The organism is Actinospica acidithermotolerans (genome assembly GCF_018139625.1).
Taxonomy (GTDB): Bacteria; Actinomycetota; Actinomycetes; order Streptomycetales; family Catenulisporaceae; genus Actinospica; species Actinospica acidithermotolerans.
This window is the reverse complement of the sequence record NZ_JAGSOH010000013.1, coordinates 16,869-30,389: the sequence shown is the minus strand read 5'-3', so window position 1 is coordinate 30,389 and position 13,521 is coordinate 16,869. Positions and strand designations below refer to the sequence as shown.

The window sequence follows — 13,521 nt, the reverse complement described above, 5'->3', positions numbered from 1 at the left end:
GGCTCAGCGTCTACTGGTTCAGCGTCTACTGGCTCAGCGTCTACTGGCTCAGCGTCTACTGGCTCAACTTCGCCTTCACCGCCGCGGCGACCCGGGAGCCGTCCGCCCGACCGGCCACCTTCGGCGTCAGCACCTTCATGACGGCGCCCATCGCCCGCGGCCCCTCGGCGCCGGACTCCGCCACCGCCTCGTCCACCAGCGCCTGCAGCTCCTCGTCGGAGAGCTGGGCCGGCAGGTAGGCGGTCAGCACCTCGCCCTCGGCCTCCTCGCGCGCGGCCTGCTCGGCCCGGCCGGCACCTGCGAAGGCCTCCGCGGCCTCCTTGCGCTTCTTCACCTCGCGGGTGAGGACCTTCAGCACCTCGTCCTCGGAGAGCTCGCGGGCGGCCTTGCCTGCGACCTCCTCGTTGGTGATCGCGGTCAGCGCCATCCGGATCGTGGCCGAGCGCAGTTCGTCCCGCGCCTTCATCGCGGACGTCAGATCGCTGCGCAGCTGGGCCTTGAGAGTCGTGGTCATGCCCCAAGGGTGTCATGAAACCGCTCCGGTCGGGTACGCGTTATCGCTCGACGGCGCGAGGCGGCGCTGCCCGCGCCGCCGGGTGGTTAGCATGGTCGGATGCGCAAGACCATCGCGGTTCCACTGGCAGTGGCGGCGGTGGGCGTGGCCGGGCTCGGCTACGCCGCCGGAGTCGAGGTCAACCTGTACCGGGTGCGCCGGTTCGAGCTGCCGGTGCTCGACCCGGGCAGCACGCCGGTGAAGATCCTCCAGGTCTCGGACATCCACATGGTCCCGGGCCAGCGGCGCAAGCACGCCTGGCTCCGGTCCCTGGCCGAGCTCGAGCCGGACCTCGTCGTGAACACGGGCGACAACCTCTCCCACCCCGACGGCATCGGCCCCGTGCTCGACGCGCTCGAGCCGCTGCTGCGCGTCCCCGGCGTGTTCGTCTTCGGCTCGAACGACTACTACCAGGCCAAGAAGCTGAACCCGACGAAGTACCTGCGCAGGGGCGACCGCTCGCACGCGCCGAAGCGCGAGCGGGCGCAGAACGACTGGCACGAGCTGCAGGCGGGCCTGGAGAAGCACGGCTGGCTGCCGCTGAACAACGCCCGCGGCTCGCTGGAGCTGGGCGGCCGCCGCATCTCCTTCGTCGGCCTGGACGACCCGCACGTCAAGCGCGACCGCTATGAGCTCGTCTCCGGCGGCCCCGACGTCGACGCCGAGCTCACCATCGGCGTCACCCACGCGCCGTACCTGCGCGCCCTCGACGCGATGGCCTCCGACGGCCTCCCCGTGATCCTGGCCGGCCACACCCACGGCGGCCAGCTCTGCATCCCCGGCTACGGCGCTTTGGTGACCAACTGCGACCTCGACACGGGCCGGGTGAAGGGGCTGAGCACGCACACCGCCCCCAACAGCCGCACCAGCTACCTGCACGTCTCCGCGGGCTGCGGCACCTCCCGCTTCGCCCCCGTCCGCTTCGCCTGCCCCCCGGAGGCCTCCCTGCTCACCCTCGTCCCACGCCGCTGACCTGCGTGTTCCCCTCCGCGGCCGAGCATGGTCGAAACGATTTCCGGTTCGGCCCGGCTCTCCGCTAAGCTAGCGGGGCACAGCCGGGGTGTAGCGCAGCTTGGTAGCGCGCTTCGTTCGGGACGAAGAGGTCGTGGGTTCGAATCCCGCCACCCCGACGGTTATGCAGGCAGGGGCCGCTTTCCAAACGAAAAGCGGCCCCTGATTTGTGTCGGACGGTCGAAGAGGTCGTCGATTCAGGGCTTCTTCCTCCACCGCTTCACTCCAGGTCAGGGGCGAGATCTCGGCACGGAGAGCATCGCCGGCGAGTTGAACCGGGACCCGGTGACGTCGGCGGCAGATGTCGCGGGTTCAAAGCCGTCGCACATGCTGTCGCTGGAATTCGCCCCGGATGCCCGTTGCGGGACCAGCGGCTCTCTCGCCCGCGCCGCCTCCGGCGTCAGGCTTGTCCTGCGCACCACCAAGAGTGTCGCCGAGCTTGCCTCGCTTACGGTCCACCATATGGTCGACACCGCGCTCAGCAGGGCCGCCATCGACGGCCGTCGGCGGTCCGCGGTTCGTGTTCTGACCTGCCTCGGTGTATCAGAAGCCTGCGCTTTGCCCGCCGTCGACGTGCAGGACGTCGCCGGTGACGAACGTGGCCTGCTCGAGATAGAGGATCGCCTCGACGACGTCGTCGATCTCGGCCATGCGTCCGAGCGGGTGCTGCGCGGCGAGTGCGCCTCCCGGGTCTTCCGGGTGCATGGGAGTGCGCACCACGCCGAGCGAGACGGCGTTGGCCCGGATGCGCCGCGCCGCGTACTCGATGGCCAGCTCCTTGATTGCCGCGACCAGGCCGCCCTTGGTGAGGGCCGTGAGCGCAGCGGGGATGCGCGCGTTGGCGCGTTCGACGAGCGAGGTGGAGATGCACAGGATGTGTCCGCCGTTGCCGCCCGCGAGCATCGCGGGGATGGCGGCGCGGGTGACGTCGAAGAAGCCGCGCAGGTTGACTCCGGTGATCAGGTCGTAGTCGGCGTCGGTGTACTCGGTGAACGGCTTCTCCAGGTAGATCCCGGCGTTGTTCACCACCGTGTCGAGACGGCCGAAGCGCCGCACGGCTCGTTCGACGATGTCCGCGCCGGTGCCGGGCACGGCCAGGTCGCCGGAGACGGCGAGCACGTCGGGATCGTCCGAGCCGGGCATCGACCGCGCGGCGGCGGCGACGGCGTAGCCGCGCTTGCGGTAGGCCTCGGCGAGTCCCGCGCCGATGCCCTGCGACGCGCCGGTGATGATCGCTACCTTCTTCGCCGAGCTCATGGACGGGTCCTCAATTTGAGATCGCAGCTACGGAAAAGGCCACCGCGTTTCACTCTATGACGCGCGCGGTCGGGTCGCGGCGCGAGTGGTTCCGGGTGCGCCCGGCCCTCGCTGGTACGAGGCTGGGGGGAAGGTTTTCTCGAGTGCGGCGGCGTGTTCCTGCTTCACCCGGATGGCGGCTGGATTCCTGCGGAGGATGTCGTATGGCCACGTTGGTCGCGGTGAACGTCGGTATGCCCGAGGATGTCGCGTGGCACGGCACGACCGTGCACACGGGTATTTGGAAGCGGCCCGTCACCGGTGCGATAACGGCACGGCGGCTCAATCTCGACGGCGACGGCCAGGGCGACCTCGCCGGGCACGGCGGCGAGCAGCGCGCCATCCTGGTCTACCAGCTCGATTCGTATCGGCACTGGCAGCGGTATCTGAAGCGGGACGATTTCACCTACGGCCAGTTCGGTGAGAACTTCACCGTGGAGGGGCTGGCCGATGACGAGGTCTGCATCGGCGACCGGTACGCGATCGGCGAGGCGCTGTTCGAGGTCACCCAGCCTCGTGTGACGTGTTACCGGGTGGGGCTGCGGCTCGGGGAGCCGCGGATGGCCGCGTTGCTGGTCTCCCACCATCGGCCGGGCTTCTATATGCGTGTGCTGACGGAAGGGCGGGTGCGGGCCGGCGACGAGATCGTGAAGGTCTGCTCGGGGCCTGAGGAGATGACTGTTGCGGAGATCGACGCGCTGCTCTATCTGCCCGGCCACGCCGCGCCGCTGCTCGAGCGAGCCCTGCGCATCCCGGCGCTGAGCCCGGGATGGCAGGCCTCCTTCCGGGACCTGCTCGCCGAGGCGGCGGACGGCTCCGGCGCCGCGGGCGGCAACAGCGGCCTGGTGGCGACCGCGCCGCCGCCTGCCTGGCCGGGGTTCCGCCCGCAGCGCATCGCCGGTATCGAACCGGAGAGCGCGAGCATCTTCTCACTCACACTGGCGTCGATCGACCACGAGCCTCTGCCGGCCGCGCTGCCGGGACAGTACCTCGCGATCCGCCTGCGACCGGACGCGCAGGGCCCGCCGGTCATCCGCAACTACTCTCTGTCCGGCCGACCGGGAGCCGCCACTTATCGCATCAGCGTCAAGCAGGAGGCGCACGGCCTGGCCAGCAACTACCTGCGCGAACAGGTGAAGGTCGGCGACGTGCTCGATGTGGCCGCTCCGCGTGGCACCTTCATCCTGAAGGACGCCGATACTCCGGTTCTGCTGCTCTCCGCCGGTGTCGGTGCCACCCCGGTCCTGGCCATGCTCCAGGCGTTGTCCGCACAACGCTCGCCGCGCACGGTCTGGTGGCTGCATGCGGCCCGAGACGGCGCGAACCACCCGTTCGCCGAGGAAGCGCGCACGCTGCTCGCCGCACTGCCCGCGGGCCGCTCGGTCGTCTCCTACAGCGTTCCGCGTGATAGCGATCGCCCCGGCATCGACTACGCGTTCGCCGGGCGATTCGACCTCCAGAAAATACGTGGCCTGAAGCCGCCCCTGGACGCCGACGCGTACATCTGCGGGCCGGCTTCGTTCATGCATGACATGACCGAGGCGCTACGGGCCTGCGGTCTTCCCGCCTCGCGGATCCACACCGAGACCTTCGGGGCCACGGCCGCCATCACACCCGGGGTCAAGACCGGTCCCAGTCCGGCACCCCACCAGCCGGCCACGGTTCCCGCCGGCCGATCGGGTCCGTCCGTGTCCTTCGCCCGCAGCGGCCTGACAGTACCCTGGAGCCCCAGGTACGGAACCCTGCTCGACCTGGCAGAAGCGTGCGACGTGCCCGTCCGCTGGTCCTGCCGCACCGGCGTCTGCCACACCTGCGAGACCGCGTGCGTCACCGGCGGCGTCGCATACTCGCCCGAGCCCGTGGAATCCCCAGCCGAGGGAAGTGTCCTGATCTGCTGCTCGACTCCCACCGCCGACATCGTCCTGGAGATGTGAGTGCGATACCGGACCCTGCGGCGCACGTGCGGGGGCCATCCGAGCGAGGCCTTAGCCGGAGCCGAGTGACCAGCGAGGAGCCACAAACCAGGAGGCCTGGATCACAGACGAGAGGTGAGCTCGGCCACGATCTCCGCTGCCGGCTGTGACTTGCTGGCGAGTGCGACGCTCTGTCCGGCCCACATCGACAGCGCCTCGATATCGCCGGTCGTCCCGGCCATCGGCGGTGCCGGTTCGTAGCGCAGGATCGGCTCGCCGGAGGCGAAGTGCGCGATCACGTCGCCTGCTCCGGGGCGCTGCGCGAGCGGGGGTCGGCCCGCGGCCTGCCACGTATCGGCGGTCGAGTTGCGCAGCGCCCGGTGCGGCGAGTCGGGCCACCCGACCGAGTAAAGGTTCGCGTACCGCTGCGGGTCGGTCTCCGCTGCGGCGATGAGCCGGCGCCGGTACTCCTCGTGGATGGGCATCTCTTCGGCCAGCAGGAACCGCGTGCCCAGCCACGCAGCCTGGGCGCCGAGCGCGAGCACCGCTGCGACTCCCCGGGCGTCGCCGATCCCGCCGGCCGCGATCACCGGCACCGGCGCGACCGCGTCCACCACGGTCGGCACCAGCGGCAGTGTCGCGATGTCGCCCCACACGTGCCCGCCCGCCTCCCAGCCCTGCGCGACGACCACGTCCACGCCGGACGCGACTGCACGGCGCGCCTCCTCGGCAGTGCCGACCGTGTGCATGACGATCCCGTCGGCGTCATGCACCTGCTCAACATAGCCGCCGGGATCGCCCATGAAGAACGACACGATCCGTAAACCGGCCTCAAGGGCCTGGTCGAGGCGGCGGTGACGGTCTTCGGTGAGCACGAGGTTGCCGCAGAACGGACGCTCGGTCAGCGCCGCCGTCTCGCGAACGACGGCTTTGACGTCTCCTGACCACGTCAGCGTCAGCATGCCGAGCGCGCCGGCGTTCGAAACCGCTGCGGCCAGCGACGGAACCGCGACCATGGGCGCCAGCACGATCGGCTGTTCGATCCCGAGCAACGCGCACACCGGCGTGGGCAGCGCACTCACCTCTTGCCCGGCTCGATGTACGAGGTCGGCTTCGACTCGGGGGACCGCCGGTCCCATCCGTGAAACGTCGCATAGTCTCCGGCGTCCCAGGACTCGCGCAGCCCCGGGACGCTCAGATCCCAGTCCGGCCGGATCTCGGCGGTCGCGGCTCGCAGGTCCTGCCACAGCTCGGAGAACGAGGGGCGCCCCCAGAACCAGTAGCCGTTGTAGATGCTGTGGATCACCAGTCCCGGCTTGAGCACGAGCGTGTGCGGGATCATCGGGTTGTGCTCGCGGTCGGTGTACTCCTGGATGTCCAGATCCTGCTGGACGGTCCGCTCGGGATCGGACAGAAAGGGCCACTGGGCGCCCACCGAGGCGCGGAACTCCTGCAAGGTGTGGTGGTCGTCGGTCGCGATCGTGACGATCTGTGTGTACGCGACGGCGATCTTCGGGTAGTTCTCGGCCAGCTCAAGATGCTGCTGGTGCTCTTTCGGGCAGTAGTGGCCGCGAGCGAGCGTCAGGATCAGCGGGTCGCGTCCCTGGATCTCGCTCAGCGTGCGAACCGCGCCCGTGTGGTCGGGCAGCGAGTAGTCAGGGAAGCTTCCACCGGGGACGATGTCGGAACGCACAGGATGACCGCCTCTCCTCCGGCGCCGCCGATGCGGCCTGCACGGCGCGCGCCTGCACTCCGTAAGTCAATACCCGCTCGTCTCCGGAGGCATCTGGACGTCGGCCGACGGGGGTGCCCGTCGGCACTTTCGCCTGCAGCCCGCCACGCCTGAAGGCCCCGTGCCATCTGCGGGCAGCCCGCAAGCCGGGCCGCCCGCGGCCGCGAGACTTCGGACCGGGACAGCGCCTCACCCGGACGGTGTATCCCGGAGCCCGCGACGGGAACGGTCAGGACCGCGTCTGCGACAGTGCGGCCGTCTGCCACAGGCGCTCGGTACCCCTGCGGCGGAGGCCCGCGACTCTGCCGGACGGGTGATGCCGCGAATTCTCGGATGCTTCGCAGGGCACGCTTCCACCGACGCTGAATCCCGATCACGGCGCTGCCGTCTGCCGGCCCTGGGCGTAACCGGACTACGAGACCAACACGTGGAGGTACCTGATGGCCGAGCTCCCGTCGCCGCCGGAAGGAATCGTGCTGGCCCACTTCATCGTCTCGGACGATGTCGAACGCTCTCGGCGCTTCTACACCGAAGTGCTCGGCGGCCGGTTGGCCTTCTCCGGCCCCGGTGGGCTGACCTACGTCGCCCTGGCCAACAGCTGGATCATCATCAACGTCGGCGGCGGCCCGACCGACGACAAACCCTCGGTCACCCTGGAGACGCCACGCGATCCCGACCGGGTCAGCAGCTTCCTCAATATCCGGGTCAGGGATATCCACGCCCTGTACGCCGAGTGGAGCGCCCGAGGTGCCCAGTTCCTGACGCCGCCGAAGCAGCACGAGTACGAGATCCGCTGCTACATTCGCGATCCCGACGGCCATCTGATCGAAGTAGGGCAAACCACCGACCCGGAGGGAGACTGGACGCCGGCACATTGGCCGCCAAGTACGCGTACCGGCGTCTCGTAACTTGCAGGCTCCCGGATTGCGCGCCCGAAACTGGCCCCAGAGCGGGCCGGTGCGGGCTGCCGCGCGGGGCCGGTAAGGGCGTGACCGACCGTCCGGAGTGTCCGTCAGGAGTAGTAGCCGGACACGTCCACGATGATCTGTGCCGTGCCGGGGCTGGCGTTGTAGAGGTTGATGCCGCCGCCACCGCTCGTGCCGGGAAAGGTTTCCACGATCGTGGCGGCGTTCGCCACCGTCGCGCCCGCGGGGAAGTTCAGCGTTGAGGTTCCGGGTGCCGCCTGGTCCTGGATGGGATAGGCCTCTATGTACCCGGTCTTGGTCGGTTCGGTGACGGTCACGTTCGCGGCAACGACGGCGGCCCACGGCGGTACGGCGCTGATCTGGTCATTCAGCGCGATCATTAGCTGCGTGGTCCCATAGGCCGCGACCGCGCCCGTCGAGGTGAGTCCGCCCTTATACGTCCCGAGTCTCGTACGCGTGTCGAGGTAGCGGGTCGGGTCGATCGGAACGAAGGACTCCATGCCGGTCGCGCTGAAGTACCCGGTCAGGTCGACGACCAGGTCGACGCTGCCCGTACCACCGTTGGTGAAGTCCACGGAGCCGTCGGACCCGACCTTGACCACCGCCTCGTCGGCCACCGTCTGGCCGGTGCCGAAGTTCACATCCGAGGAGTCCGGCCGCGGCGCGCCATCCGGGTAAGCGACGATGAATCCGCCGGCTTTCGGGTTCGTCACCGTGAGGTTGAGCGCGGCCGTCGTGATCCCGGTGTACGAGCCGAGATTCACCTTCACGGTGCCACCGGCCGGGATCGTTGTCTTCGATGACCGCGTGTCGAGTACCCGGACGTCGTTGACGGGCACCAACCCGGAGCCGGTCACCGCGTAAAAGCCCTGGAGATCGGCGATCAGATCGAGCGTGCCGGTCCCGTTGTTCTTCAGCACCACCGCACCGTCCGTACCGAGCTTGACGATTACAGTGTTCGCGACCGTTTGCCCCTTGCCGAAGTTGAGGTTCGAGGCATTCGGCTCGGTCGTGCCATCCGGATACGCGACGACGAATCCGCCGCCCGCGATATTCGTGGCGGTCACCGTCAGCGCGACGGCGGCAGCCCCGTCCGGCACGCCGTTGGTCCCGGTGAGCTTAAGCTTCACCGTCCCGCCAGGGGCGATCTTCGCGGCCCTCGCCACGCCGATCGGCTTGCGCGTGTCGAGGACGCGCACCGGCGTCATAGGATTGAAGTAGTAGCCGGACGAGGTGAAGTCTGTGGTCTGCGTCGCGATCTCGCCGCCGGAGTCCTTGACGGTCACCGAAACCGGGTGGACGCCGACGGTCGAGTAATCGTGGGTCGCCTTGCACGTCGAGCCGTTGACGCTCGTCTGGACGTCGGGCGTGCCGTCTCCGAAGGAGAAGTCGCACTCCGCGGTCGTCCAGCCGTAGGGGTTGGCCGGCGCCGCAGCGGCCTGAACGGTGCGCGCGTTGATGGAAGTGAGCTCGAGGTTCGGCTGGAGCTCGTTGGAGACAACGGTCATACGGCCGCTGATGCCAGTCTGGTATCCGTCGTTTGCGGTGACATAGAGCGTGATCGGGTAGACGCCGGCGGTCGAGTATGTGTGCTGGGCGGTGCAGTCCCCGTTCACTGGCGCGCTCGGTACCGAGGAAATGCCGTCGCCGAACGAGTACGAGCAACTGCTGATCGTGGCACCGGTCCAGCCGTCGGACACTGGTATCGAGAAGTCTTGTGCGACGCCGACCGGAAACGTCGAGTACCAGCTGCCCGGGCCCCCGAAATGGATCGGGTCCTCGGTCTCGGCGGCACCGCGGTCGTAGTAGTCACGCGTACCCGCGCCGGTATTGGGCACATCGAGGTCGTCTACGCGCGGGCTTCCATTGATGTCTGTCGAGAGCTCACCGGGTGCGTCGGAGTTGGCCGAGTCGATGGCCGCGCTTGCATCGGTGGAGTTCGAGTCGTGAGCACCCTGGCCGGTGGCAGCATTGAAGGCGGCCGCCGAGTCGTATCCGGTGCCCGCCCACGAGTAATACACGTAGGGTGGTGTGGCCTCGCCGCTGGGTACCGAGGCCACGACGTCGTTGTAGTCCTCAACCGTCCCGGCGGTCGAGGAGTCGTCGACCTGAAGCGCCGCGGTCGCCGTCGTGTTGCCGGAGGAACAGCCGCCGATTGACTCATCCGGCTCACCGGTGACGATGTTGTTCTGGATCGAGGTCGCCGTAGAGCCGTCAGCTACGGAGAGCACATCGCCGCAAGCGCGCGCGATCGTGTTGCTGGTGACGGCAGTATCCGTGGCCTGATCAAGTGTGAGGAATGGGCCGCCCTGTGCAATGCCGCGGTTGGTTGTGACGACGTCACCTGAACTGCCCTGGATGAGGATGCCGGTGTTGCCTTCGCCCGCGTTGACTACGTCCCTGCTCAGGGTGACGTCAGACGAACCGTCATTGATCGCGACATCGGGGTCTGAGAGCTGTACTGCTCCCTGCCGCAGCTGGAAGATGATCGAACTGTCTACGCTGATGTGTGATGCAGAGCCAGTGACATCCAGAATGGTCTGACCCTCGGTGCCTTCCGCCTCGATCCCTTTGAAGGACACAAAGGACGCCCCGTCCACGGTGATGGGCGTCGCGCTCGACCCGGGCGCTGCGTAGACGGTGGTGGCTACGCCTCCATCGCCTTGGGGATTCTCGATGGTGATCGGACTCTGGGCGGTCCCCGAAGCGGTCACGGTGAACGGCGCATAGAGGCCGCCGGCGACATTGACGGTGTCACCTGGAGTCGTCGCCGCATCAACCGCCGCCTGGATCGTGCAGAAGGGCGTGGCCGCGCTATCCACCGTCGAGTCCGAGCAGTGTGCGGTGCTGGCATTGTTGACATAGAACGGCGTCGCTGAGGCCGCATGCGCGACGATAGGCGAAGACATGGAACCCGCGGCTGTCAACACCGCGACGGCGACCGCGACTTGGCGCTTAGACATCGCATCCCCCTTGATCTTTATTCAAACGCGAACATTCATGCGCCCATGCGGGTAGCGACTGCCCGCCGCCTCAGGCGTAGTACCCGTCGACGTCGACCACCAGCTGCACCGATCCCGGGCTGCCGTTGTAGAGGTCGATACCGTTGACCGCGGCCTGGGCTATGGCCACGTTTGTTGCGTTCGCGACGGTCGAGCCCTTGCCGAAGTTGAGGGTAGAGGAGTTCGGCACGCCGCTGATATCGTCCGGATATGTCACGATGTACCCGCCCGCGGTGGGCCGTGTGACGGTGACGTTCGCCGCTATCGCGCGTGGAGTGGCCGGTCCGCCGAAGGGCGGAGCGCCGGGGAACTCAAGCATGCCGGTCGTGTCGGCGGGCAGGGCGCCCGAGACCATTTTGCCGCCCACGGACAGCTGCGCGGCGGGCTGCCGCGTGTCGAGCACCCGGACCGGGTCGATCGGCACGTAGGCGAACCCGACGGTCGGGCCGGAGCTGAACGATCCGGTGAAGTCTACGATGAGGTCTACCGTGCCAGGGCTGTTGTTCTCGAGCTCGACGCCGCCGTCCGCACCGACGTGCACGACGGCCTCGTTCGCCACGGTCTGGCCCGGACCAAAGTTCAGGTTCGACGAGGAGGGCTCAGAGACGTCGTCCGCGAACGCGGTAATGTTGCCGCCCCGCGTGGCGTTGGTCGCCGTGATATTGAGCGTGGCGGCCGTGGTGGCGGGAATCCCGATACCGAGGTTGACCTTCACCGTCGCGCCAGCTTTGAGCGTCGTGTGCGTCGCGCGGGTGTCGAGTTCGCGGACCGGGCTGCTCGAGATGAACGAGCTGCCGTCGACGGCGTAGTAGCCCTCGAGGTCGGCGATCAGGTCGATGGAGCCGGTGCTGCTGTTGCGCAGGTTGATCGTGCCGTCGGTGCCGAGTTTGACGATCACCGTGTTGGCGACGGTCTGACCGGCGCCGAAGTTCAGGCTCGAGGAGGTCGGCACCGTGGTGAGTCCCGGATACACCGTGATGAATCCGCCGCCGGTGCTGTTGGTCTCCGTGACGTTGAGTACCACGGCGGCCGCGTCGGTGGGCACCGAGTCGGCGCCGGCCAGCTTGAGCCGAATGGTGCCGCCCGAAGGGACCTTCGCAGCTGTCGGAACGCCGGTGGCGTGCCGCGTGTCGAGGACCCGTACGGGGCTGGTCAGCGGCGTGTAGAAGTCGCCTGTCGCCGTGAAGTTGCCGGAGGAGGTGGCAACCTGTCCGTCGGAGTCCGTGACGGTGACCGTCACCGTGTACGTTCCGACGTTCTGGTAAAAGTGCGAGTAGTCCGTACCGATGCCGCACCCACCGCCCTGCACGGTCTGCTCGGTGCCGTCACCGAAGTTGAACGTGCACGTCACCAGGTTCCAGCCGTGCGAGCCCACGTTGGTCACGTCCACGGTCCGGGCGCCAGCCCTCCCGACGTCGAGCGACGCGACAAGATCGCCGCCGACGCCCAATGCGACACTCGATGTCTTCGTGGTCGAGTAGCCGTCGCTCGCCACCACCGTGAGCTTGATAGTGCGGGAACTGGCGCCCTCACCATAGGTGTGCTGCGCGGTGCAGTTCCCGCCGGCCGGCGAGACCGAGGTGGTGCCGGTGCCATCACCGAAGTCGTAAACGCAACCAGTGATCGCGGTGTCCGACCAGCCATCGGACACCGCGGCAGTGAAGGTTCCAGCCGACCCGCTCGGCATCAGAGTGGGCCAGTTGGCCGCGGTCGCGACGCTGATCGGGTCTTCGGTCTCGGTGGCACCGCGGTCGTAGTACGAGTACGTACCCGCTCCAGTGTTCGCGATGTTCGGGTCGTCCACCCGCGGGTTGCCGTTGATGTCGGTCGTGAGCTCCCCGGGAGCGTCGGAGTTCGCGTCGTCAATAAGGTTCCGGCTCGTGTTGTCGAGGTCGTGGGCCCCCTGCCCGGTCGCGGTAGAAAGCGCGCTCAGTGAGGGGTAGGCCACCCCTGCCCACGAGTAGAGAGTCGACGCTCCCTGCGGGCTGGACACGTCGTTGTAGTCCGCCACGCTGCCCACCGTCGAAGTGCCGTCGACGAGAACGGTGCTGGCCGCGCTACCGCTGATGTCGCATGAGCCTGCGCTGGTGCTGGTGCCGGTCATGGCCTGGAGCAGGTTGTTTTCGATGCTCGCGGATGTCGACCCGTTCGTCACCGCGACGGCCTGTCCGCAACTGTTGGCGACTCCGTTGCTGGTGACGTCCGAGTCGGGCGCCTGATTGAGCGTGATGGCCGGACCCTGCCGCGAATCGAACACGGCGTTAGTGGTGATTACGTCGCCCGAACCGCCCTGCACGCCGATCGCGCCAGTCGAATAATCGGCCGTGATGCGGTTCCTGCTGATGGTGATAGCCGTGGACCCCGAATTGACCGAGATGGAGGGGTCTGCGGTCCCCACACTGAAATTGGTCTGCCAGATTGTGCTGCTGTCGAGCGTGATGTGGGAGGAGTTCGAAATCGCCACAGCGGACGCGTTGTCTTCCGCCTCGACGCTCAGGTTCTTCACCACCACATAGGAGGCGCCGCTCACGGCGATGGCGGGCACGGTGTTCGTCGCCCCACCTGCGCCGACAAATGCCGCCATGCTGCCGCCAGCGCCCTCGATGGTGATCGGCGCGGCGGCGGTGCCCGATGCCGTGACGCTGAACCACCGGTAGTTTCCCCCAGCGACGATGACCGTGTCGCCCGGGCTCGTCGCCACATCGACCGCGGCCTGGATGGTGCAGTACGGCGTGACTGCGCTGTCCGACGTGGAGTCTGAACACGTGACGGCGGCGTTGTGGTCGTCCACGTAGAACGTCGTGTCCGAGGCAGCGTGGGCAGCCGCCGGCACCACAAGCGAGCCGACGGAAATGAGCAGCGCGACTGCCGCGACGCCGCCAGTTCGGCGCATTGACCCTCCCCCATTTTCTTATAAGACAACAAGGGTATACGTGGGTTGCGGGACTCGGTCTGCGTGCGCGTTCGACAATCCCGTAACAGCCGCGGCCCAACTGGTAGCCCTGATCGCTCTCAGCGCAGTCGGGTGCGGGCGGCTGGAGCCACTGGGGCGTACAGGCTCCCGGCCGACATGCCGACGTCATCAGGG

The 13,521-nt window shown here is 68.0% G+C and carries 9 protein-coding genes and 1 tRNA gene; 4 read left to right on the top strand and 6 right to left on the bottom strand.

The features are described 5' to 3' along the window. Nucleotides 1–55: 55 nt before the first annotated feature. Nucleotides 56–514: a GatB/YqeY domain-containing protein gene (locus KDK95_RS07415; protein WP_212517279.1), complete on the bottom strand. Its 459-nt coding sequence runs from the start codon at nt 512–514 to the stop codon at nt 56–58. 99 nt (nt 515–613) lie between these two features. Between KDK95_RS07415 and KDK95_RS07410 the strand changes: the two genes are divergently transcribed. After that, nucleotides 614–1,525 carry a metallophosphoesterase gene (locus KDK95_RS07410; protein ID WP_212517278.1) on the top strand — a complete coding sequence of 304 codons (912 nt, stop codon included), beginning with the start codon at nt 614–616 and terminating at the stop codon, nt 1,523–1,525. Between the two features lie 84 nt (nt 1,526–1,609). Continuing rightward, nucleotides 1,610–1,683 (top strand) — tRNA-Pro (locus KDK95_RS07405). Between the two features lie 424 nt (nt 1,684–2,107). Here KDK95_RS07405 and KDK95_RS07400 read toward each other — a convergent pair. Beyond that, entirely contained in the window at nt 2,108–2,821 is a 714-nt protein-coding gene (locus KDK95_RS07400; RefSeq protein WP_212517277.1) for an SDR family NAD(P)-dependent oxidoreductase, read from the bottom strand. Nucleotides 2,822–3,024: 203 nt separating this feature from the next. Here KDK95_RS07400 and KDK95_RS07395 point away from each other — a divergent pair, with 203 nt between their 5' ends. Then, on the top strand, nt 3,025–4,794 hold the full coding sequence (locus KDK95_RS07395; RefSeq protein WP_212517276.1) for an MOSC and FAD-binding oxidoreductase domain-containing protein: 1,770 nt from the start codon (nt 3,025–3,027) through the stop codon (nt 4,792–4,794). Between the two features lie 101 nt (nt 4,795–4,895). Here the strand turns inward: KDK95_RS07395 and KDK95_RS07390 are convergent, their stop codons facing one another. Then, nucleotides 4,896–5,855, bottom strand: coding sequence for an NAD(P)H-dependent flavin oxidoreductase (locus tag KDK95_RS07390; RefSeq protein ID WP_212517275.1), 960 nt, complete (start codon nt 5,853–5,855; stop codon nt 4,896–4,898). After that, nucleotides 5,852–6,466 carry a redoxin domain-containing protein gene (locus KDK95_RS07385; protein WP_212517274.1) on the bottom strand — a complete coding sequence of 205 codons (615 nt, stop codon included), beginning with the start codon at nt 6,464–6,466 and terminating at the stop codon, nt 5,852–5,854. The genes KDK95_RS07390 and KDK95_RS07385 overlap by 4 nt, the downstream gene beginning before the upstream one ends. Nucleotides 6,467–6,945: 479 nt before the next feature. On the opposite strand from KDK95_RS07385, the gene KDK95_RS07380 reads away from it, so the two are divergent. After that, complete coding sequence (locus KDK95_RS07380) at nt 6,946–7,413, top strand: VOC family protein (protein WP_212517273.1); 468 nt, start codon at nt 6,946–6,948, stop codon at nt 7,411–7,413. A 104-nt stretch (nt 7,414–7,517) separates the two neighbouring features. On the opposite strand, the gene KDK95_RS07375 is transcribed toward KDK95_RS07380, so the two are convergent. Together KDK95_RS07375 and KDK95_RS07370 are read right to left on the bottom strand one after the other, a co-directional pair. Beyond that, nucleotides 7,518–10,394 (bottom strand): right-handed parallel beta-helix repeat-containing protein, encoded by a 2,877-nt coding sequence (locus KDK95_RS07375; RefSeq protein WP_212517272.1) that lies wholly within the window; start codon nt 10,392–10,394, stop codon nt 7,518–7,520. A gap of 70 nt (nt 10,395–10,464) precedes the next feature. After that, nucleotides 10,465–13,326, bottom strand: a complete 2,862-nt coding sequence (locus KDK95_RS07370) for a beta strand repeat-containing protein (protein ID WP_212517271.1) — start codon at nt 13,324–13,326, stop codon at nt 10,465–10,467. Nucleotides 13,327–13,521: the final 195 nt, after the last annotated feature.

Bases quoted from the DNA above. Each gene is read 5' to 3' on its own strand.
- KDK95_RS07415 (WP_212517279.1), bottom strand. From the start codon at position 514: ATGACCACGACTCTCAAGGCCCAGCTGCGCAGCGATCTGACGTCCGCG.
- KDK95_RS07410 (WP_212517278.1), top strand. From the start codon at position 614: ATGCGCAAGACCATCGCGGTTCCACTGGCAGTGGCGGCGGTGGGCGTG.
- KDK95_RS07400 (WP_212517277.1), bottom strand. From the start codon at position 2,821: ATGAGCTCGGCGAAGAAGGTAGCGATCATCACCGGCGCGTCGCAGGGC.
- KDK95_RS07395 (WP_212517276.1), top strand. From the start codon at position 3,025: ATGGCCACGTTGGTCGCGGTGAACGTCGGTATGCCCGAGGATGTCGCG.
- KDK95_RS07380 (WP_212517273.1), top strand. From the start codon at position 6,946: ATGGCCGAGCTCCCGTCGCCGCCGGAAGGAATCGTGCTGGCCCACTTC.
- KDK95_RS07375 (WP_212517272.1), bottom strand. From the start codon at position 10,394: ATGTCTAAGCGCCAAGTCGCGGTCGCCGTCGCGGTGTTGACAGCCGCG.
- KDK95_RS07370 (WP_212517271.1), bottom strand. From the start codon at position 13,326: ATGCGCCGAACTGGCGGCGTCGCGGCAGTCGCGCTGCTCATTTCCGTC.